This window comes from Paenibacillus dendrobii, assembly GCF_009807035.1.
Taxonomy (GTDB): domain Bacteria; phylum Bacillota; class Bacilli; order Paenibacillales; family Paenibacillaceae; genus Paenibacillus_AQ; species Paenibacillus_AQ dendrobii.
In genome coordinates this window covers 1121080-1141618 of the sequence record NZ_WUBI01000001.1, presented here as the reverse complement: position 1 = coordinate 1141618, position 20539 = coordinate 1121080, and the positions used below count along the sequence as shown (strand labels likewise).

Here is a 20539-nt window from a genome sequence, read left to right as displayed (position 1 = left end):
CTTTACGCTTTATTCCCGCAGCTCGGGCAGAATTTCATGCCTGGCTCCAGTGTGCCGCCGCATTCGGTACAGAATTTCTTTTCCGGTCTTGGGGCACCGCACTCTGGACAAAACTTCTCATTGGGCTTGATCCCGTGTCCACACGCAGTACAAGGAATGGTTGCTTCCGACGCAGGAGCAGGTGCAGGAGGTGCCGAAGGAGCAGCCGCCGGCTCGGCAGGGTGGTTCATGGCCTGAGTGAAGATTTGGCCCATGGCCATACCGGCACCCAGACCCGCGCCTGTACCGGCGACTCCTCCTGGATTGTTGGCTGCATCCCGAATCGATTCCGCCGCCTGGAATTTCATGTATTGATCGAGATTGCCCGCAATGTTCATGGAAGATTTGCGGTCAATCATTTTCTCAACCTCTTCTGGTAGGGAGATGTTTTCGATGAAGAAGCCGGGCAAAGAGAGACCCATGCCGTTAAAGGTTGGCTCCAGTTTAGCCCGTACGGAAGAACTGAGTTCATCATAGTGAAGCGCGAGATCCATAATCGGAATTCTGGCCTCGCCAATCAGATCGCTAAGTCCCGAGACGATGACGGATTTAAGGTAGCCACCGATTTGATCCGCAGAGAATGAAGACTGCGTACCAAAAATCTCTTTCAGGAACAGCGCCGGATCCTGCACCCGGAAAGCATAGCTTCCGAAGCCGCGCATCCGAATCGCCCCGAATTCGGCATCCCGCATAATAATCGGATTGGTCGTGCCCCATTTTTGATCGGTAAAATTACGTGTGTTCACGAAGTAAACGTCTGCCTTAAATGGTGAATTAAATGCGTATTTCCAGGATTTCAGAGCCGTTAGAACCGGCATGTTCTCCGTGCTTAATATATATCTCCCGGGTCCGAAGACATCGGCGATTTGCCCTTCATTCAGAAAAATGGCAGCCTGCGATTCACGAACCGTGAGCTGGGCGCCCATTTTAATCGCTTTGTCATAAACCGGAAACTGATGAACGATTTCATTGGTGTTGTCGGTCCATTCAATTACTTCAATAAATTGGCCTTTAATAAAAGAAAACAATCCCATGTTACAACCTCCATATAGATCATCCAAGATATTCCTATTATACGTGAAAATCAAGGCATCGTCTCAAGAAAAATGTGGAATAATCCCGATTAACGGGGGAGTAGCCATATAAAAGACTTAATTGATATAATGGATATTGTGAATAAGATAGAGAAGAGGAGTGCAACATGACCATGCAAAATTTGACCCCAGACAAAAACAGCCTATATGAACTTTTTCCCGTTCCTCAATCGGTGATTCCATTGGAAGGAGAAGTTCAACTGACCGAAAGCGTTCATATCGTGGTCAAAACAGAACTTAAAGAAGCTACGCTGCCCAAGCTGCAATCGGCTTTGAGCGAAGCTGGATTTACATATACGATTTCTGAAGAATTTACGGAAGGGCAATCTCATATCGTTCTGGCTGGGAATGAAGAGACAGGAAATTTAACAGAAATAGGTGCCAGTGATACGAATTTGTCGAAGCACAGAGAGGGCTATTCTTTGACCGTTGAGAACCGCTCTAACGGTTTGATTGTAATTGCGGGCAGCGACAGTGACGGCCTTCATTACGGAGTGGTAACCCTGTACAACATGCTCAAGCAATCGCCAAACCGGATCTTGAAAACATGCCGTATTACGGATTACCCGGAAATCCTATATCGTGGTTACGTAGAAGGCTTCTATGGTTACCCTTGGAGCCATGAGGACCGCATGGATTTGATGGCATTTGGAGCTGAACAAAAGCTGAATACGTATATTTATGCTCCCAAGGATGATCCATATCATCGCAAGCACTGGAGAGAACTGTATCCCGAGGATAAGGCGCAAGAAATTGCGGAGCTGGCAGCAGCCGGACATGCCAATAATTTGAATTTCGTCTGGACTATCCATCCGGGCGATTCTATTGATCTTTCGTCCGAAGAGGATATGTTGTCGGCGATCTCAAAACTGGAACAGCTGTATCATCTAGGCGTGCGGCAGTTTGGCGTATTGTTCGACGATCTGGTTGGCGTTCCGGACGGCAGACAGCAAGCGGACTTTATTAACCGCATCGATACCGATTTCGTGAAGGCGAAGGGAGATGTCCGCCCGCTGATCACAGTAGGAACAAGATACTGCGAAGCATGGGGCCCGTCGATGCAGGATTATTTTAAACCTTTTGTTGAAACGCTCCATGCAGATGTCGAAATCATGTGGACAGGTGCTGCCACCATGTCCAATATTTCCAAGGAGCAATACGCTGCGCCAATGCGCGAAATCGAGTCCGAACGCAACCTCTCTGTTTGGTGGAACTATCCCGTGAATGATTATTGCGATTCCAAGATTCTGATGGGAAAAATTGAAAACCTGAACTCTGATCTAGACAATGTGAACGGATTTTTTGCCAATCCCATGAATCAGGCTCAGGCTTCCAAACAGGCCATGTTTTGCATCGCGGACCATAACTGGAATACGGATGCTTTCGATACGGAGCGCAGCTTTGCGGCTTCTTTCAAAGCCCTTGCGCCGGAGGTGGCAGAAGATTTGGAGATCTTTGCATCCAATAGCTGTTACTTGAAAGATGACGGAGGGATCAGCGGAGACTTCCTTTTTGACGAGTCATGGTATTTGCAAGATGACGTGCAAGAAGTCAGGGAGGGATTCGAAGCTGGAAGGGACGTTTCCGCACCCTCCGCGCGATTGCTTGCAAGTTTCGAGCGTATGGAACAAGCAGCGGACCGCATTCAAGAGCACTGCCTCAATCGTAAACTGGTTGACGAGTTAGAGCCGTTTCTACAAGCCTTTAGGCTCATGGCAAAGGCAGGGCAGCATATTCTACATTCGATAAGTGCTCTTCAAAGCGACAATCTGCTTCGTATGGAGCAGCACAACGAAGAAGCGCATCGCATGCTTTTGGCTATGGAAGATTGCAAAGTGAACCGCCTGAAAGAAGAAATTCCGTTTGATTTTACGGTGGACGTAGGTACACATATCATCAAACCATTGATTGCCGACATGCTTGTGCTGACCGCCGTTCGGGCAGGAACGGAACAGAAGGAGCCGGTGCTTGGTTATAATCGGAAGAATATTGCCTTGGCGTCCCTCGGAGTGACAGCCGAAGCTTCAAGCAGCGTAAACGACAATGAAACTGGCTTGAAGACCATCGATGGAACAATTAACAGCGGCAAATGGTGTTCCAGCGAGCATCGGCCGCATTTGACTATCGATCTCAAGGAGCCTACAACCATCAAGCAATACCGGATCGTGAACTGCGGTCATCCGGAGGCAAAAGAAACGAAATATTGGAATACAAGACAAGCACAAATTCTGATGAGCGAAGATGGAGAGCATTTCACAGTCATTGATGAGGTCGTGGGCAATAAAGCGGACGTTATTAACCGAATCCTTCCTCAGGAGCACACGGCGCGTTATGTCCGTCTGCAAATCATTGAACCGGCGCAAACCAGCCTTGAAGGAAGCGGTCATACCCGCATTTATGCATTCGAGTTGTTTGATGAACGCTATCCGGAGCTGTCGGAAAAGGTGAACACAGCGGATATTGCTTTTGAGAAAACCGGAAAAGTAACGATTCATCACGCGAACAAAGGCGATATCATCAAACTTTACGGTTCATTGGAATCGGACTCGCCGTTCGCTGTTTCAGAAGCCGCATTAGCAGACGGCCAGGATATCACCTTCGAAAAAGCAGACGTACGGGGAAATCGTATTTTTGTGGAACGCGCATCCTTATTTTCACTTCCAAGCGTAAGAACGTCGAAGGGGATCGAGTAAGAAATGAATCATTGAATTGTATTAAGAAGTAAATAAAGAAAGACACTTGCCTCAAGGGAGAATGAGAGGCAAGTGTCTTTTTTCATGAAGCCGCTAATAGGATTTATTGATGACTCAGAATATTCACAAGCTTCCCGAATGGATCGCGGACATAGAATCTTCTCACGCCCCAAGGCTCGTCCGCAGGACCGTATTCAATGTTAAATCCGGCATCGTTCATGCGCTCGTAAGCTTCATTGACATCATCGACTTCGATGGAAAGATCAGGCGTCACCGTGCCGGAACCACCTTCAGAAGCAAAACTGATCTGTACACTCATTTGTTCATCCGATCCGTAGGTTGCGATCCAGCCATGATCCATTAATGAATCCAGCCCGAGAATATCCTGATAAAAACGTCTAGCTTCTGCAATTTCTGTCGTATGTATGTTGCTGACAATGCGCTTAATCTTCATGATATTAGAATCCCTCCTTCTGCACTCATTGGAGATACAGACATGAATTATCTTTGCCAATAATAGTAAATTATAGATACCATATTATATATTACTTCAATGGTCCTTTTCAAAGCATGATCTTGGCAGAGAATGCTTCTCTAGAAGTTTTACAATTACCGCATATTGGTTAAAAAATAGATATAAACGTTTATAACGTTTTTCATGCAAACTTGCAAAGGATGATGAACATGCATATTGATTGGGCTTCAACGCAAATGTACAACACGCTGATGTCCGTAGCCACAGGTGTGGCACTGCTCATGCTGCTGCGGTTCGGATCGCTTCTCAGTCATGGAAAGCATGTCAGCTACGAAGGCTGGTCCATGGGATTTGCTGTACCGGGTTTCATACTTACGCTGCTTGGAGGAGCTATGACATTGACATGGCCCCTGTCCAAGGTCGGCTTTCCTTTTGATGACATTATATTCGGCGAACCATCGCTCGGATTCGGAGTGCTGCTGTTGGCTGGGGCGATCTTGTTATGGCGGCGTTCGAAATCCGGTAAGGGAGGGGAGTTGGAGCCAGCTGCGGGAACGAAGCAAGAGCTGGAACACATGAAAAAAATGATTCAACCGATTACTTACTTTGCCGGGGCGATGGGATTGGCCCTGATATCGATTGCCATTGCCGGGATGTATTTTGAATTGTTTGCTGCACCCCCGGAAGAGCCCATTTCAGGGCGGTTTGCGGATTATCCGCTTCTGGAAGCGACGTTTATTTCCGGTTTGTACGCCCTTACGGGCATTGGAGCTATATTGCTGCCGTTTTCACTCGCCAAAGGCAACGTAATCGTGGCAGGCATTATGAGAATTTGCTGGTTGATCGCCGGAATCGCCTTCTTGCTGTTTGGTGCATTGAACTACTTTACGCACATTGGTTTGATCATTCACACCATGTAATCGCCGGCGAACTTAGATGGCATAATCCGAAAGCCATGAAGCGAACTAACCTTCGCTTCATGGCTTTTTTTGAGATCGTCTGCAGACACGAAATCTGTATTTTTTTTCGAATTTTTTTGTGCATTTCGCTTGGATATCGGGGTCACTCGCGTGATCTGAATATGGTATGCTGTTAAAAGCTTACTGCGAATATACATAAGGACACAGAACTTGATTGCAGCATCAGGCGAAATCATACTAAAGAGAGAAGAAGGAATGCTATGAGCTTATGGGTGAGGGAGACCTCGTTTTACAAGAACTTTTTCAGGCTAACCTTGCTGATCGCCCTGCAAAATATCATTACGCTCGGCGTGAATTTATCCGACAATTTGATGTTGGGTGGTTACAGTCAATCGGCTTTGTCGGGGGTTGCACTTGCAAACCAGATCCAGTTTATTCTGCAAATGCTCGTGATGGGTGCGGCGGAAGGGCTCGTCATCTTGTCCTCAAGAAGCTGGGGGGCCAAGAATTTGGAATCCGTGAAAAAGGCTGCAAGTATCGGGATGCGGATCGCGCTGCTCGTCAGCGTAGTCATGTGGATAATCGTGTTTGTTTTTCCGGAAGGCTGCATGTCGCTGTTTACGAATGAGCATGGAGTGATACAGGAGGGTGCAAAGTATTTAAGAATCATTTGCTTCTCGTATGTGTTTTTCGCCATTACGAATGTGCTGCTGGCATCCCTTCGCAGCGTTGAAATTGTTCGCATTGGATTCATCGTATCTTTATCGACCTTGATCATCAATGTTTGCTTGAATTATGTACTCATATACGGCCACTTCGGTTTACCGAGAATGGGGGTTAGCGGCTCGGCGACAGCGACACTCGCGGCGAGAATAATCGAAACCGTTATAGTCATCATCTTCATTAAACGTTTCGACCGCAGGCTTATGCTCAAATTGAAGGATTTCTTCCAGGTGGATAAGGAGTTATTCAGACAGTACTTACGCATCGGATCTCCGATTTTGATGGCGAATGCGTTATGGGCTTGCGCGATGGGTGCCCAATCCGCTATTTTGGGTCATATGGGCGAATCGGCCATTGCTGCGAATAGCGTAGCTACAACCGTTTTCCAGCTCGTTACCGTGATTACGTATGCTTCTGCCAGCGCTACAGCCGTTGTCATCGGCAAAACGATCGGGGAAGGGCATGTCTCCAAAATCATCACTTACAGTAAAACGATGCAGATGTTATATCTGTGCATTGGTTTGGCCACGGGCCTGGTACTCTTTATTACGAAGGATTACGTGACGGGGCTGTATACCATCTCCGAGGAAGCCAAGGCATTGGCAGTCCAGTTCATGACCGTCTTATCGATCACCGTGGTAGGGACGGCATACCAGATGCCCGCGTTAACCGGCATTGTGCGCAGCGGGGGAGACACGAAATTCGTGCTCTATAATGATTTTATATTCATGTGGCTCGTGGTGCTGCCTGCTTCGGCGATATGCGCTTTCGTGTTTGATTTGTCACCGCTGTTGACATTCATATGTTTGAAATGCGACCAGATCCTCAAATGCTTCGTCGCACTCGTCAAAGTTAACCGTTTCAAATGGATTCGGACGTTTAACACGGATTCGAAAACATTGGATTCAACGGAGAACATTGCCACATAGAAGGTTTAGGAAAAGGCCCGAAGATTCGGGCTTTTTTTATTGCGATCTCGTTGACGTATCATCACAGCTATCAGCTTTCAATCTGCTGGTTTCATTCTGTCCTAGGGATGGTGTAAAATCAAAACTGCTTGTATGTGGATCGTTACGATCATCAAAATTCATCCTGCTTGTACATAGAAATGTAGTAAATACAAGGTTTGACTCGCTAAAGTTTAGGGGGTAAACTAATATTCGGATTAGAGGTGCTTAGATGGATAAATTCAGCGAATCAGCGGATCTCTTCGAGGAAGTGATGATGCGCGGCGCGGAGCAAATGATCAAATACATGGACCATTCGATCTGGAAGGAATATTCTCCGCAGCAGTTGCGGCTCATGAAGCTGGTGGATCAGCTCGGAGCTTTGACGGCAGGCCAGTTGGCGGACATGCTTCAGGTGCATAAGAGCGCCATATCCAACCGATTGAAAAAGCTGACCGACAAAGGGTTGGTAAGAGTCGTGCGTTTGGAGCATGATAACCGCATCTCCGTCATTACCATTACTCCAGAGGGGAAGAGTATTGTCGATGAGGCGTACAACGTTTTGTATGGCTATATTAACAGTATGGTCAAGGAAACGCTCAACGAGGATGAGCTCGATCAATTCATTCACGTCTTGCGCAAGCTGAAGCAGATGCTGGATTCAGCCGCGCAACGTCCCTAATCCAAACATCATCATATTCTTGAAAAGAGGGCATACGGGATGGAAAACAAAGTCACGCTCATTACGGGTACGGCAACGGGACTTGGAAGAGAGACAGCCATTAAGCTTGCAGCGCTTGGACACAAACTGGTCCTAGTGGATTTTAACGAGGAAGCGGGAGCAGAAACCTTATCGCTCGTTAAAGAAAAAGGAGCTGAGGCTATTTTCGTCAAGGCGGATGTATCGAACGAAGCAGATGTGCAAAACTACGTGAAGCAGGCCGTTGATACTTTCGGCACGATTCACTATTTCGTGAATAATGCGGGCATGATGGTTTCCCTGCGTCTTCTGCATGAGTACAGCATCGAAGAGTATGATCGTGTGATGAACGTAAACCTGAAGGGTGCATTCCTGGGCCTTAAGCACGTGATTCCGGTAATGCTTGAAAATGGCGGCGGGAGCATCGTCAACACCGTCTCTTCCAACAGCTTTAAACCGACCGCGTTTAACGGCTTGTATTCTGCGACGAAGCACGGACTTGCTGCATTGACCAAATCCATCGGCCAGGATTACCAGAATCAGAACATCTACTGCGTAGGTGTGGCACCGAACTCCATGAAGACAGGCATTGCCAATAAAGCGGTGCAAACGCTGACCCAGGAACGTGGAGCGCAGCTTGCGGCTTCCACCGGTCCTAACATTGCAGCTACTCCGCAAGATATTGCCGAGACTGTTATTTTCTCGCTGACAACTGGTGCCGCTATGCTAACAGGAACCATTGTGAACTGCGCTGGAGGAGAAATTTTCAACTGATTTCAGCAAGATAAATAAATGTTCAATAGCCATGGACGATGCCAAACGGCAGAGTTCCATGGCTATTTCTTCCATTGCAATAATCCAAAACAGAAAAGAGTGAAATGATGAGCCTGCACATCCGTGAAATTACTTCAGAGAATTGGCGCGCCGCCGCTGCTTTATCCGTTTCCGAAGAGCAGCAGCATTTTATAGAGAGTAATGCCTTTTCAATGGCCGAATGTTTTTACGAGAAGAATGCCGTATCCGTCGGCATGTACGACAATGAGACGCTTATCGGTTTTGCCATGTACGGTTGGCCCGACAGCCAGGATCAAAGCACGTGGCTGGATCGCTTTATGATTGACCGGCGATTCCAAGGGAAAGGATATGCCAAGCGCTTTCTGCTGCTGGTGATCCGCTATATCGAGCAGCAGTATGATTGTGTGAAAATCTACCTGAGCATTCACCCTGAAAATGCGCACGCGCAAAAATTGTATGAGTCTATGGGATTTCATCTGAATGGACGAATCGATGACGAAGGCGAAGTGCATGGACAGGTCATGGAGCTCCATTTAGACGCATTCATATGACCCGAGCATTGCAAGAGACCTTTAGGTTTGCAAGCGTCTACCCTCTGGCTGATGCGCAGGCTGTTCATGAATGACGGATCCGTCTTCCAGATGCAGCCATGTATCGAAGCTTCGCAGTCCTTCGGTCAATTGAATGACTCTTGCACCGGTAGGGAACGGTTGATCCAAGTAAGCATTGCGGGTGGTACGTCCGTAACAGAGACGGATTCCGTGCAGCGTACCCCAGAAGTCATTGCCGTGATCGTGCCCTACGAAGGTACCCATGATATCTCCCATCTCCATCATCGCCGCGAAGAAGCCGGTGTTGATCCATGGCGCACAGCAATACTTGTCGAGTTTCTGTCCATAACAAACAGAGAAATCCCAGATATCGTTGTATTCCGGCAGCGGGATATGGAAGAAGCCCAGCGAAGGGAGAGGAGCACCTCCATTCCTTGCTGTCAACCGATAGGAAGTATCCGTATACCATGCGATTTGACTGCGGCGAATCCAGTCATAGAAGCCCACGCGCAGATGCTCTAGCGGCGAATAACTTCCCGAATCCAGAAAATAAAGAGCGGCCGCAGGCTGCTGCTGCTCATCCAGAATCTCAAGCGCATAGTTTCCAGCACCCTGCACGTTTGGCGGGTCGGGTTGCGCATAACAGAATCGATGTGCTAACTGAAGATTATGCAGCTGTTCGCGCGTCATGTCTGCGGCTTCCGAATCATGATTCCCGAATACGGCAGCCCATGGGATTTGCATGTCTTCCGGCACGGATACAGCGTCCTTAAAGGCCTGAATCGGATTCGGGCTTTTGTTGCTTGAGATGACATCTCCCGTGTATACCACGAGGTCCGGCTGCTCCGCCTCCAATATCCTCCTCATCATAGCCTTCATTTGTAACTCTTCATCATCGGGAGTACAAAATTCAGTATCCGTAAACTGGACGATCTTGAACTTGCCATTTCTATTAAAATGCAATGTCTTCCTCAATTGCGACTCACGCTCCAAACAATCCGACTGGCACTTTGGCATCCCAATCTTCCGGCTGTTTCAGCCCCAGTGCTTGCATGGCAACCGCTGCAGTATCCACAATGAAGAGCTCCGGCAAAGCCGTACCAGCTTCAACGCCAGGACCTACGCAGCCCCAGAACACATTCTTATCCATCGGATGATCGCTTCCGTGGCTATATTTGTTATCCCCGCCGCCGCCATGATCCGTTAACAGAACCACAAGGCTGTTCTCCAGCAAGCCGAGCTTCTCGATCGAACCGAGTACGAGTCCGAATAATTCGTCATTTGTGGAAATGGCGTTCAGATATTCTGGCGAATCCGGCCCGTAGCCGTATTTATGTCCTGAGCCATCCGGTTCATCCAGCTGCATGAACAACAGCTTCACATCGCGGTTATGCTCCAGATAGGACTGAATCGCGCCCACGAGTTCAGCGTCCGGCAGCGATTCTTTATGTATATCCAAGCCTTCTTCAATAATTCCGCTGTTAATCGGCGTCCAGCTAGAGAAGGCTGCGAGCTTTGCCCCCGGTAATGCTTCGCGGACCAAACGGAAAATGGAAGGATAGGGTGAATCTGAAGGAAATATCTCAGAGGCTGCAACCTCATTATTTAATTGATGTTTCCCGGGAACTACCCCGTGAAGTACAGATCCCCAGCATTCGGCGCTTATCGTAGGAGATTGTGCTTGCGCTGTATACGTTACAGCACCTTGTGCCAAAAATGCATCGATATTCGGAGTCGCGGTGTTTTGGATGAAATTTCCCGCGCCATCCATCCCCAGTATAAACACGCGCTCAATTTGATTCACATTGCTCATAATTTGAAAGCCTCCCATTGGCAGTTTGGTCTATATAAAATGAACGGAAGCCTGCTCGATTAAACCCTTGGGCTTAGCAGCTGAATGAAGCGTTTAGCTTGTTTGTCTGCTCATTTTATATTAAAGCGTTATTACGCCCCCTAGCATAAAGACTCTGGCCATTGCTGTCAATATCTATGAGTAAAGAGCTTCCAAAAAGTCACGATCGTGGTACTAGAAAGTCATGATGATAGTGGTTTGCCGGATTGACGGCATTATAGAATTGGAATGTAAAGGTTTACATGACTTGATGCGAAGGGGCTGGAACATGAAGGAGAAGTCGCAATTGTGGAAGAGTATGAAAAAGTATAGATGGTTGCTGCTGATGACATTACCGGGAATCGTCTATTTATTCATCAACAACTACATCCCGATGTACGGCGTGATATTGGCATTCAAAAATTATAATTACGTCGATGGCATATGGGGAAGCGCTTGGGCCGGTCTGGACAACTTTAAGTTTTTGTTCAACTCTCAGGATGCATTCATAATTACCCGAAATACGTTCCTGTACAATTTCGTTTTTATTGTGCTGAACCTGGTTTTATCCGTGTTTGTCGCGTTGCTGATCAACGAGATCAAGGATAAAGTCATCAGCCGTTTTTATCAAAGCACGTTCCTGCTTCCACACATCATCTCAATGGTTGTTGTTGCTTATCTGGTTTACAGCTTCCTTAATGTGGACAGCGGTTTGGTGAACAGGCTGTTAATCAAATGGTTCGGTTCCGAGGCGATCTCCTGGTACAGCGACCCGAAATATTGGCCATACATCCTGGTCATCGTGAATGCATGGAAAAACGTCGGCTATCTGTCCATCATTTATTTTGCTTCGATTATAGGTATCGACAAAGAATACTATGAAGCCGCCACGATCGACGGCGCGAGCAAGTGGAAGCAGATGACCCGGATCACCATTCCGTTAATCCTGCCGATTATCACCACGATGACATTGCTTGCGGTCAGCGGGATTCTCCGGTCGGACTTCGGGTTGTTCTATCAGGTACCCATGAACACCGGTGCACTGATTCCGACGACGAATACGATCGATACGTTTGTATACCGTGCCATGGTTCAGTCAGGCGATATCGGCATGTCGACAGCGGCCGGATTCTATCAATCCGTTGTCTGCTTCGTGCTCATTTTGGTTGCGAATGCGGCTGTCAGACGAATTAATAAACGAGATGCTTTATTTTAACAGAGAGGAGGTACAATGTTCATGACATTCAACTTTAAAAAGTGGATTGGTCCATCTTTGATTCACATTTTCTTCTGGGCATTTACGATTGCATCCTTGATTCCGTTCATTCTGGTGTTCATGGTGTCCATATCCAGTGAGGATTCGATCCTTCAAAACGGGTACTCCTTGTTTCCAAGCCATATCAGCTTTGCAGCCTATCAATTCTTATTCAACGATTTTTCAGAGATTGCCAAAGCGTACGGGGTAACCATACTGACAACCCTGGTAGGTACGGTTATAAGCCTTTTGATCACGGCACTTTTTGCTTACCCGCTATCCCGGCCGGATCTGCCATTCCGCCGCACGATTTCCTTTTATATCTTTTTCACCATGCTGTTTGGCGGAGGAATGGTTCCCTGGTATATCACTTATGTGAATATGTTTGATCTGAAAAACACGATTTTAGCAATGATCATTCCCAATCTGTTGTTAAGCGCGTTTAACGTACTGCTGATGCGCAGCTTTTTCGCCTCATCAATTCCGGAATCGGTGGTTGAGTCCGCAACGATCGACGGGGCAAGCGAGCTCAAGATTTTCTTCAGTATCGTTGTACCCTTGTCTCTACCGATTATGGCTACGATTGGACTGTTCAACACGCTCTCTTACTGGAATGATTGGTATAACTGCATGCTGTTTATCGACAAGCCCGAACTGTACAACATTCAGTATCTGATGACCAAGACGCTGACGAATATTCAATATCTGTTAATGAAATCCAACAGCTCGGCCCAAGTCGGAGATCTGCTCGCCAAAATGCCGCGTGAAACCGTACGTATGGCGCTGGCAATCGTCGGCATTGCCCCTTTATTGTTCGCCTACCCGTTCTTCCAAAAGTATTACATCAGCGGGATTACTAGCGGCGCAGTGAAAGGATAGAGTTCACAACGCTCTTAAGGGAGGTGGGGCATACAGGGGAAAGCATGCTCCGAATTACGAAGTTGATAATCGAGAGGAGAACGACAATCATATGAAAAAATCCTATCATCTGGTACTCATGATCATGTTATGCGGAATGCTGGCATTAACGGGATGCGGCAAGGGAGATCCGGGAACCGCGTCAGACAAACCAACCGAAAGCGGAGGGAATTCCGATTCCTCTCTGAAGCCTTATAAGATCACGATGGTATATCCGGCGACAGCCCCTAAGGATTTGCAGCTGGTGCAGGATGAAATGAGCAAATACCTGACCGAAAAAATCAACGCCACTATCGAACTTAAGCCGATCGAATGGGCATCTTGGGACGATAAAACCAATCTAATGAAAATTTCGAATGAGCCGTTCGATCTGATGTTTACAGCCAGCTGGTTCTCCTATCCGAAAGATTCAGCGAAGGGACAATATCTGGAGCTTGATGACTTAATGGCGCAATACGGTAAAGATATTCCGGGTATCCTCGGGGAGGATTTCATCAAGGGTTCCAGAATTGGAGGCAAGTTATTCGCACTTCCTACCAAGAAAGAGTTCGGACAAGGATTCGGCTTCCTGCTGGATAAGAAACTGGTGGACAAATACAAGTTCGATACGAATGGCGTGAAGACCCTTGATGACCTCGAAGCGATGTTCAAGACGATCAAGGACAATGAGCCTGGAGTTACGCCGATCGTTTCGAGTAAATTCACGAACATTTGGGAAGCTTCCAATTACGATGGCATTGTTGCGAATCTGTCCATTCCGCGCGGAACCACAGAGGTTAAAGCCATTGATACGCTGGAGGATCCGAAATTCATCGAATTCTACAAACGCATGCATCAGTGGAATCAGAACGGTTGGTTTGACAAGGATGTCCTGACTTCGGACGCCGACCAAGGCATGAATATGATCAAGGCAGGCAAAGCCTTCGCAGTTGCCCAGTCTCTGAAACCGGGAAAAGACAAGGAAATGAGTCTGAGCTCAGGCGTTGAAGTCGTACAGGTTGAAACGGCAGAACCTTTCACGACAACAGGTGATGCACAAGGCGCCATGCTCGGCATTTCGCGTACATCCAAAGATCCTGCAAGAGCCATGATGTTCCTGAACTTGTTATACAGCGATCCGAAGCTCTTGAATATGCTCGACTGGGGCATTGAGGGCAAGCATTATGTGAAGAAATCCGATAACGTCATTGATTTTCCGGAAGGGATGAACGCGGACACGCAAACGTATCCGAATCCGGGCGGATGGATGTTCGGCAATCAATTCAATTCCTATCTGTGGGCGAATGAAGATCCGAATAAATGGGAAGAGTTCAAGAAATTCAATGAAAGAGCCGAGCATTCCATCGCTCTTGGATTTGCCTTCAATCAAGAGCCTGTGAAGTCGGAAATGGCCTCCATTGCGAATGTGGAGAAGGAATTTGGCGCGTCCCTGAGATCCGGCGCGGTAGATCCGGAGAAGATCATTGCCAAGTGGAAGGAAAAACGGAAGGCTGCAGGCTTCGATAAAGTCAAAGCTGAAGTCGATAAGCAGTTGGCCGAGTGGACGCAGTCTCAGGGTAAATAACATGCGATAGGAACAGGGGGAATATCCGAACAGGGACTTTTGATATGCGTCCCATGTAAGGGATTCCCTTTTTTTCTGTATGTCACTATACTCTTAGTGAGGATGAATCTATGAATCATGATGAGTTCATACCAACTTTTATAAAAAGCCGGGGTCGTTTCTGATTATGTTGAATATTAAACATTCGCTTCGCTTCAAGCTGATTATCGGTTTCTTCACGATTGCGGTTCCACTGGTCGGTCTGCTGCTGTACAACAATTACTACGCTTCCAATACGATTCGTGAACAGGTGGCGGATTCGAACAAAAATTCGATGATCCTATACTCGCATCAGATCGAAGCGGCCCTGAACAAGGAAACGAATTTTCTGTACAACATCGCCGTGGAAGATCCGAATATCGCTGCCCTTTCGCAGCTTCTGAACGATCCGGATGAGTACTATTTGGCCAAGTCAAGAATTCTGAACACGCTCACGCGATATCACAGGTTCGACAACAGCGTCGATCTTCAATTCATCTACTCGGTACAGAAGCAGGATCTATTCAATACACCGATCAAAACCCAATCTTATGAAGAACTGCAATCGATTAAAACGACGATCGAAAAGTTGGTGAAAGAGGTTCGGCCGGACAGCGTTTATTTTCGGGAATGGAAGGCGATCGAGTACAGTCCGCACAAATATGCGTTAATCCGACTGGTGGACACCGGCGATGATTTCTATCTTGGAGCCTTCGTGGAATTGGAAAACCTGATGATTCCGCTCGATTTGATCCATCTGGAAGACGGTTTTGCAAGTTTCGTGGGCAAACAGGGTGAGTTAATTACCAACACGGCAGCAATCGGCCCCCAACGCCTGAATACCTCTCTTGCTTCCGAATCCAATGAAGTATATCAGGTTGTGAAGAAAAATGAACGGAAATATATCGTGGTGATGAATCAGATTCAGGGGACGGACGTGATCCTAAGCGCGTTTGTTCCGGAATCCCAGATGCTGAAGAATTTATATCATTTTCGGCGGGGGATAATCCTGATATCGATTGCTGCGCTGATCATTCTGATGATTTACCTGGTATATCTGAATGATATTTTTCTAAAGCCCATGAACAACCTGGTTCGCGGAATGCGAAGAATAAAGCACGGGGATTGGAATACTCGGCTTCAGCCTTCCAAATCCAAGGAATTCGCGATCATCGATGAAACCTTTAACAGCATGGCTTCCGAAATTCATGAGCTGAAGATAAGCGTCTACGAGGAACAAATCAAGGCACATAAGGCCGAGCTAAAGCATTTGCAGCTCCAGATCAATCCCCATTTTCTGCTGAACTCGATTAATATCGTATATAACCTGGCTGAAATCAAGAATTATAGCGTCATTCAGCTGATGTGCATGAATCTCGTGAAATACTTCCGTTTCACAACCAAAACGAACCAAATAGCTGTGACGATTGCGGAAGAAATGGAGCATATGGAGAGTTACATTAAAATCCAGCAGGTGCGTTTTCCGGAGCGAGTCACCTATGATATTCATATTACCGACGGCGCGGAAAAGGCAGCGATTCCGCCGCTATTAATACAGCCCTTTATCGAAAATGCGATCAAATATGGTTTCGATTTCATGGACCATCCTTTTCACATCTCCATCCATATCGAACTCCTGGTAGACGGTCAGATGGAAATCGTTATTTGGGATAACGGAAACGGCTTCCCGAGCAACGTGCTTGAACAGCTGCAAGCCGGTTGTTTTATGGAGAATCAGAAGGGAGAGCATTTAGGCATCGCCAATGTCCAATACCGGCTGAAGCATATTTTCGGGCAAAAGACCTCTTTGGCGTTCGATAACGCACCGGATGCTGGAGCCAGAATTCGTATCGTACTTCCTTTCCGAACGGTAGAGCAGTTTACTTCCTTTTGAGACGATCAGAACGTATAGCTTCGAAGATTCACATTCTGATAACGGAGAAAAACATCCGGGAAAACATGGTCTGCTTCTGTGAAAATACGTCGATAGACGTTCTTCTTTTGATACTGAATAGGGGGAGTCTTAGTCTCATGTATAGGGTACTGATAGTCGATGATGAAATTTATGCAGTAATGGGGATCAAAAGCGGCGTGAAATGGCAGGATTTGCAGGTATCCGAAGTGTACGAGGCTTTTAATATGCGGGATGCGCTGCAGGTGTTCGAGCGGACGCCAATCGATATCATGATCTGTGATATTGAAATGCCCAAAGGAACGGGGATTGAGCTGCTCGAGCGGGTGAATGAGATTTCCCCCGACACGGAGACGATTTTCCTGACGGCCCACTCGGCTTTCGATTTCATGAAAAGAGCCATCCAGCTGGACGGGTTCGATTATCTGCTCAAACCCATTGAATTCGATGTGCTTCAAGAGACGATTGCGAAAGCTTTAAAGTCCATTAAACAGGAAAGGGAAATGCATCTTCTTCGGGAAGAGTATAAGCCCTACTACGACATATGGCGTAAAAAGAAGTCACTCATTACGGATAAATTCTGGAATGATCTGTTCTCCGGCAGAATCGTGTGCTCTCCGGATAACATCGCAGGCATACTTGAGGAACATGAGCTGCCGGGTCTTCAAGAAGCGGTATTCATGCCCGTTCTGGTCAGTGTGGAATCCTGGACGCGCGAATTTAGTACGAAGGATGAAGAGATGATGGAATATGCCATCCGCAAAGCCGCGTCCGAAATGCTGCTGCCATCGGGAAAAGGAGAAGTCATTCAAACCAAGCAGGGCGTGAATGTCGTTATAACGCTCCATGCCGGGGAAGAGGACGAAGATGAGGAGGACCTGCGAGCGCGCTGCGAAAAGTACATTCAAGGCTGCCACAAATATTTCGGGTGCAACATCTCTTGCTACATCGGCAAAAATTCTACGTTGTATGATATTGCCCATACCTATCAACAACTGCTTGAAATTGAATACAACAACTTAAATAAATCTAATCAGGTGTATACTCTGGCATCACTTGGAACGCCTTCCATCAAGGCCATGATTCCGCGGATTTCCACCTGGACGATTCTTATGGAACAAGGGAAGCAGAAAGAACTTCAGCAGGAGGTTTGCTCCCGGATAGCGGAACTTGGGCGAAGTCCAAGGCTGTCGGTCAGCGAACTTGAAGGGTTCCGTCACGAGTTTATGCAGATGGTGCATTATATTTTGCATAAAAACGGACTCTCTGCTTTCGAGTTATTTCAGGATCAAGAGGGGATTCTTCTGCACGCCCAGCCCCGGAATTTGGAACAGCTGGAATCCTCCATTCTACAAGTCATTCGGGTGATACATGATCAACTTCATCAGAATCACTCGGTAATCCAGCGGATTCAGTATTATATTACGGAGCACTTAAGCGAGCCGATCACCCGAGAACAACTTGCGAGTTATGTACATCTTAACCCTGCATATCTGTCTCGCTTGTTCAAACGCGAAGTAGGGGAATCGATTACAGATTACATATTGCATGTCCGGATGTCGCTCGCCAAGGATCTGATTACCAGCTCGACCATACCGATCTCGGATGTAGCCAAAACCTTTGGTTATCATAACTTTTCGTATTTCTCGAAAATGTTCAGAAAGGTGTATCATGCTTCACCGCAGCAGTTCCGGCAGCAATCGGGTTGAATATGAAGAGCCTGCATATAGCGTGTATGCAGGCTCTTTTTGTTCTCCAAAAGACGGGTTCGTCGTTTCGAATACCCAGAAGATCATTTCACACCTCGTATCATGTACTTACCATGCAGAGATCCATTACTTTTATATCGCAAATACGGACATCGAAGTTATAGCCTTTTGTGCACCCGATGGCTTTCTCTGGCCTGCCATCGGGTATGTTTGACCACAAAGGCATCGCCTGACCGATTAGGATCTCCTGGAATGGTGGTAACGACGCCATTCTGAAGCATGATGCCGCGCTGATCGGTAGTGAGCTTGGGGCTCTGACCGTTGATGCGGCAGCGAGTAAACGACACCGAAGATATGCGGGCCATTTTAGAGATAAAAGCGCCCACTTGAGGTGCTTCGACAATCCATTCTGCGGAGGCTTGTGGACCGTTATATCGTTTGGTGGTTCGAAACGTCCAGTTTTGGCTCACATTGCGCAAATAGATAAGCCAAGTCTTTCCCGTACACTTGGAAATGACCGCTTGCATACGGTCGCCAGGATGAACGGGCAGGGGAATCAGCGTCATAACGCTCGGAAGAATTTCCCACCAGGCGTAATAATGTGCTTTGCCATTCACGAAATCATGACCTGTACCGGTTTGGATCAGATTGCTGTTCCCGAAGCCGTCAATCCCGATCCAAGCCGACGAATAGGATGGTGTCGAACTTGGCCGTACGAACGGGACGGTCCAGTTCGCAGATATACGCCGAAAGGATTTGGGGCTGCCGGAAATCGTATAGCCGCTCCAGTTGGCCGAGATCCAGCCCAAGCTGCTTAACCGCGGTTTGCCTGACCTATCTATTAAGCACACTCTATGAGATTTGTACATATATTCCACCACCTATAAAGTTGTTAAACTATCATATGGTGATGGTAGATGGAGTGAGTGGGGAGATGAAGGTTATTAAAAGCTTGTTTTTATAAGATTCAAATCCGTCACTAAGCCGTATGCCTCCCTTGTGATTTAATGATGATGAATCCTTTGCCAAGATAGAATCGAAAGTCAAGTTAGTCTGATTTCTGGAGTAAGAATGATCAAGACATCAAGGCGGAATGGCCGAGCTGCTTATATGTTTTTTCAGTTTAGATACGTTTCCTATTTAAAGAGCTCATCATGCATCCACCAAAAATCAACATATTTATTCCAAACGCAATCAGGAAAACAAGCTGCGGGCTTGCTAGCTTGACGATCCAGCCGGAAGCCATGATGGCAAATGGCAAACCCAGTTTGAAAAGCGAGCCAGTGATACCGCTGACTCTGCCAATGAGATCATGAGGCGTGGATTCCTGCCGGAATGTCCAGATACTAACCGTATTAATCGTTTCGAACACGCCGTACAACAACAGGCCTCCAAACAACATCCATATGGTATGGGAAAAGTAGAAGATAACACTGGTTAAACCGAGACCTAATACTGTCCAGGATATGATTTGCCCGACTTTGTAATAACGCCGCAATAAGCCGATGAGCATACTGCCGGCAAGTCCACCTATTCCTGCCGCAGATAATACCAAACCTAGCTGTGCATTCGTAAGCTTCAGGCTGTCCTTAGCGTAGAATATGAGCGTCGCATCAATCATCCCGGCAGAGCTGTTCAGGAAAATAACGACAACCGTAATGGTAGATAGCAGCCGGTTTGACCTGAGTTCACGCCAGCCCTCGTGAAGTTCCCTCCAGAAGTCCTTACCCGAATCTTTGACATGCGTTTCCTCCGTCTTCACACCTGTAAGCGTAATCCAGGCCAGCATAAAAGCGATGGCTGTCAGCAGCAGCGCTACATGCATATTCGGCAAAATAAGAAGCAGACCGCTAAGTGCAGGACCTAAAATTCCGATCAAGGTAACAGCGAAGTTATAGGAGACATTGGCAGATGTTAGCATTTCGCCCGGGAGCGATTGTTTTACCATGGCTACCCTGGCATTGGAATAAGCATAGCCAAACGTCATTAGCAGAAAACCGGCAATGTAAAAAAGCGGAGCTGACGAATACCCCATTTCCAGCGAGACATATAAAACAAGCAGGACCACCACCTGCATCAGGATGGAAACCAGAGACCACGTCTTCTTATGAGAACGGTCGACCAGAACACCAATGAACATCGCGAGAAACAGATTGGGCAGAAATTCAATGCCACGCATGGTGGACATGATGACAGACGATTTCGTCAGATCATACAGGATCAGCGGAAGAGCAAGCTCGTATATTTTGTTCCCTAAGGCCATCACTCCGCCTGTGACCAGCAGAATAAGAAAGCTTTTGTTTCGCAGAACGGACTTTTTTTGTAGTGAACCATCTTTGAAGTCAAGCATGGATTTTTTTCCTCCTCTTTACGCTGTAAGCAATAGAAATTATAC

17 protein-coding genes are annotated in these 20539 nt (G+C 47.1%); 11 read left to right on the top strand and 6 right to left on the bottom strand.

Annotation, left to right across the window (positions count from 1 at the left end):
• Positions 1-2 precede the first annotated feature (2 nt).
• Complete coding sequence (locus GRF59_RS04795; protein ID WP_160496497.1) at positions 3-1073, bottom strand: SPFH domain-containing protein; 1071 nt, start codon at positions 1071-1073, stop codon at positions 3-5.
• A gap of 167 nt (positions 1074-1240) precedes the next feature.
• Between GRF59_RS04795 and GRF59_RS04790 the strand changes: the two genes are divergently transcribed.
• Positions 1241-3826 carry a glycoside hydrolase family 84 protein gene (locus GRF59_RS04790; RefSeq protein WP_160496496.1) on the top strand — a complete coding sequence of 862 codons (2586 nt, stop codon included), beginning with the start codon at positions 1241-1243 and terminating at the stop codon, positions 3824-3826.
• Between the two features lie 103 nt (positions 3827-3929).
• Here the strand turns inward: GRF59_RS04790 and GRF59_RS04785 are convergent, their stop codons facing one another.
• Positions 3930-4280 (bottom strand): VOC family protein, encoded by a 351-nt coding sequence (locus tag GRF59_RS04785; RefSeq protein ID WP_160496495.1) that lies wholly within the window; start codon positions 4278-4280, stop codon positions 3930-3932.
• Positions 4281-4510: 230 nt separating this feature from the next.
• Here GRF59_RS04785 and GRF59_RS04780 point away from each other — a divergent pair, with 230 nt between their 5' ends.
• From GRF59_RS04780 to GRF59_RS04760, 5 genes are all read left to right on the top strand, one after another.
• Positions 4511-5221 (top strand): DUF981 family protein, encoded by a 711-nt coding sequence (locus GRF59_RS04780; RefSeq protein WP_160496494.1) that lies wholly within the window; start codon positions 4511-4513, stop codon positions 5219-5221.
• Positions 5222-5481: 260 nt separating this feature from the next.
• Positions 5482-6873 carry an MATE family efflux transporter gene (locus tag GRF59_RS04775; protein ID WP_160496493.1) on the top strand — a complete coding sequence of 464 codons (1392 nt, stop codon included), beginning with the start codon at positions 5482-5484 and terminating at the stop codon, positions 6871-6873.
• Between the two features lie 250 nt (positions 6874-7123).
• Positions 7124-7573, top strand: coding sequence for a MarR family winged helix-turn-helix transcriptional regulator (locus GRF59_RS04770; protein ID WP_160496492.1), 450 nt, complete (start codon positions 7124-7126; stop codon positions 7571-7573).
• A 39-nt stretch (positions 7574-7612) separates the two neighbouring features.
• The gene (locus GRF59_RS04765) at positions 7613-8365 is read left to right on the top strand and encodes an SDR family NAD(P)-dependent oxidoreductase (protein WP_160496491.1); all 753 of its coding nucleotides are present in this window, start codon (positions 7613-7615) and stop codon (positions 8363-8365) included.
• 107 nt (positions 8366-8472) lie between these two features.
• Positions 8473-8937 (top strand): GNAT family N-acetyltransferase, encoded by a 465-nt coding sequence (locus GRF59_RS04760; RefSeq protein WP_160496490.1) that lies wholly within the window; start codon positions 8473-8475, stop codon positions 8935-8937.
• Positions 8938-8958: 21 nt separating this feature from the next.
• Here GRF59_RS04760 and GRF59_RS04755 read toward each other — a convergent pair whose 3' ends face one another.
• Positions 8959-9912 carry a metallophosphoesterase family protein gene (locus GRF59_RS04755; RefSeq protein WP_202128493.1) on the bottom strand — a complete coding sequence of 318 codons (954 nt, stop codon included), beginning with the start codon at positions 9910-9912 and terminating at the stop codon, positions 8959-8961.
• A gap of 7 nt (positions 9913-9919) precedes the next feature.
• On the bottom strand, positions 9920-10750 hold the full coding sequence (locus tag GRF59_RS04750; protein WP_160496488.1) for an alkaline phosphatase family protein: 831 nt from the start codon (positions 10748-10750) through the stop codon (positions 9920-9922).
• 337 nt (positions 10751-11087) lie between these two features.
• On the opposite strand from GRF59_RS04750, the gene GRF59_RS04745 reads away from it, so the two are divergent.
• The 5 genes from GRF59_RS04745 (at position 11088) to GRF59_RS04725 (ending at position 18144) form a co-directional block, all read left to right on the top strand.
• Positions 11088-11984, top strand: a complete 897-nt coding sequence (locus GRF59_RS04745; RefSeq protein ID WP_341480005.1) for an ABC transporter permease — start codon at positions 11088-11090, stop codon at positions 11982-11984.
• A gap of 21 nt (positions 11985-12005) precedes the next feature.
• Complete coding sequence (locus tag GRF59_RS04740; RefSeq protein ID WP_160496486.1) at positions 12006-12902, top strand: carbohydrate ABC transporter permease; 897 nt, start codon at positions 12006-12008, stop codon at positions 12900-12902.
• Positions 12903-12993: 91 nt separating this feature from the next.
• Positions 12994-14505, top strand: coding sequence for an ABC transporter substrate-binding protein (locus GRF59_RS04735; RefSeq protein ID WP_160496485.1), 1512 nt, complete (start codon positions 12994-12996; stop codon positions 14503-14505).
• 166 nt (positions 14506-14671) lie between these two features.
• Complete coding sequence (locus GRF59_RS04730; RefSeq protein ID WP_202128492.1) at positions 14672-16417, top strand: sensor histidine kinase; 1746 nt, start codon at positions 14672-14674, stop codon at positions 16415-16417.
• Positions 16418-16554: 137 nt separating this feature from the next.
• Positions 16555-18144, top strand: coding sequence for a response regulator transcription factor (locus GRF59_RS04725; protein WP_160496484.1), 1590 nt, complete (start codon positions 16555-16557; stop codon positions 18142-18144).
• 158 nt (positions 18145-18302) lie between these two features.
• Here the strand turns inward: GRF59_RS04725 and GRF59_RS04720 are convergent, their stop codons facing one another.
• Positions 18303-19013 (bottom strand): G1 family glutamic endopeptidase, encoded by a 711-nt coding sequence (locus GRF59_RS04720; RefSeq protein WP_160496483.1) that lies wholly within the window; start codon positions 19011-19013, stop codon positions 18303-18305.
• 254 nt (positions 19014-19267) lie between these two features.
• Complete coding sequence (locus tag GRF59_RS04715) at positions 19268-20494, bottom strand: MFS transporter (protein ID WP_160496482.1); 1227 nt, start codon at positions 20492-20494, stop codon at positions 19268-19270.
• Positions 20495-20539 lie beyond the last annotated feature (45 nt).

Bases quoted from the DNA above. Each gene is read 5' to 3' on its own strand.
- GRF59_RS04795 (WP_160496497.1), bottom strand. From the start codon at position 1,073: ATGGGATTGTTTTCTTTTATTAAAGGCCAATTTATTGAAGTAATTGAA.
- GRF59_RS04790 (WP_160496496.1), top strand. From the start codon at position 1,241: ATGACCATGCAAAATTTGACCCCAGACAAAAACAGCCTATATGAACTT.
- GRF59_RS04785 (WP_160496495.1), bottom strand. From the start codon at position 4,280: ATGAAGATTAAGCGCATTGTCAGCAACATACATACGACAGAAATTGCA.
- GRF59_RS04780 (WP_160496494.1), top strand. From the start codon at position 4,511: ATGCATATTGATTGGGCTTCAACGCAAATGTACAACACGCTGATGTCC.
- GRF59_RS04775 (WP_160496493.1), top strand. From the start codon at position 5,482: ATGAGCTTATGGGTGAGGGAGACCTCGTTTTACAAGAACTTTTTCAGG.
- GRF59_RS04770 (WP_160496492.1), top strand. From the start codon at position 7,124: ATGGATAAATTCAGCGAATCAGCGGATCTCTTCGAGGAAGTGATGATG.
- GRF59_RS04765 (WP_160496491.1), top strand. From the start codon at position 7,613: ATGGAAAACAAAGTCACGCTCATTACGGGTACGGCAACGGGACTTGGA.
- GRF59_RS04760 (WP_160496490.1), top strand. From the start codon at position 8,473: ATGAGCCTGCACATCCGTGAAATTACTTCAGAGAATTGGCGCGCCGCC.
- GRF59_RS04750 (WP_160496488.1), bottom strand. From the start codon at position 10,750: ATGAGCAATGTGAATCAAATTGAGCGCGTGTTTATACTGGGGATGGAT.
- GRF59_RS04745 (WP_341480005.1), top strand. From the start codon at position 11,088: ATGAAAAAGTATAGATGGTTGCTGCTGATGACATTACCGGGAATCGTC.
- GRF59_RS04740 (WP_160496486.1), top strand. From the start codon at position 12,006: ATGACATTCAACTTTAAAAAGTGGATTGGTCCATCTTTGATTCACATT.
- GRF59_RS04735 (WP_160496485.1), top strand. From the start codon at position 12,994: ATGAAAAAATCCTATCATCTGGTACTCATGATCATGTTATGCGGAATG.
- GRF59_RS04730 (WP_202128492.1), top strand. From the start codon at position 14,672: ATGTTGAATATTAAACATTCGCTTCGCTTCAAGCTGATTATCGGTTTC.
- GRF59_RS04725 (WP_160496484.1), top strand. From the start codon at position 16,555: ATGTATAGGGTACTGATAGTCGATGATGAAATTTATGCAGTAATGGGG.
- GRF59_RS04720 (WP_160496483.1), bottom strand. From the start codon at position 19,013: ATGTACAAATCTCATAGAGTGTGCTTAATAGATAGGTCAGGCAAACCG.
- GRF59_RS04715 (WP_160496482.1), bottom strand. From the start codon at position 20,494: ATGCTTGACTTCAAAGATGGTTCACTACAAAAAAAGTCCGTTCTGCGA.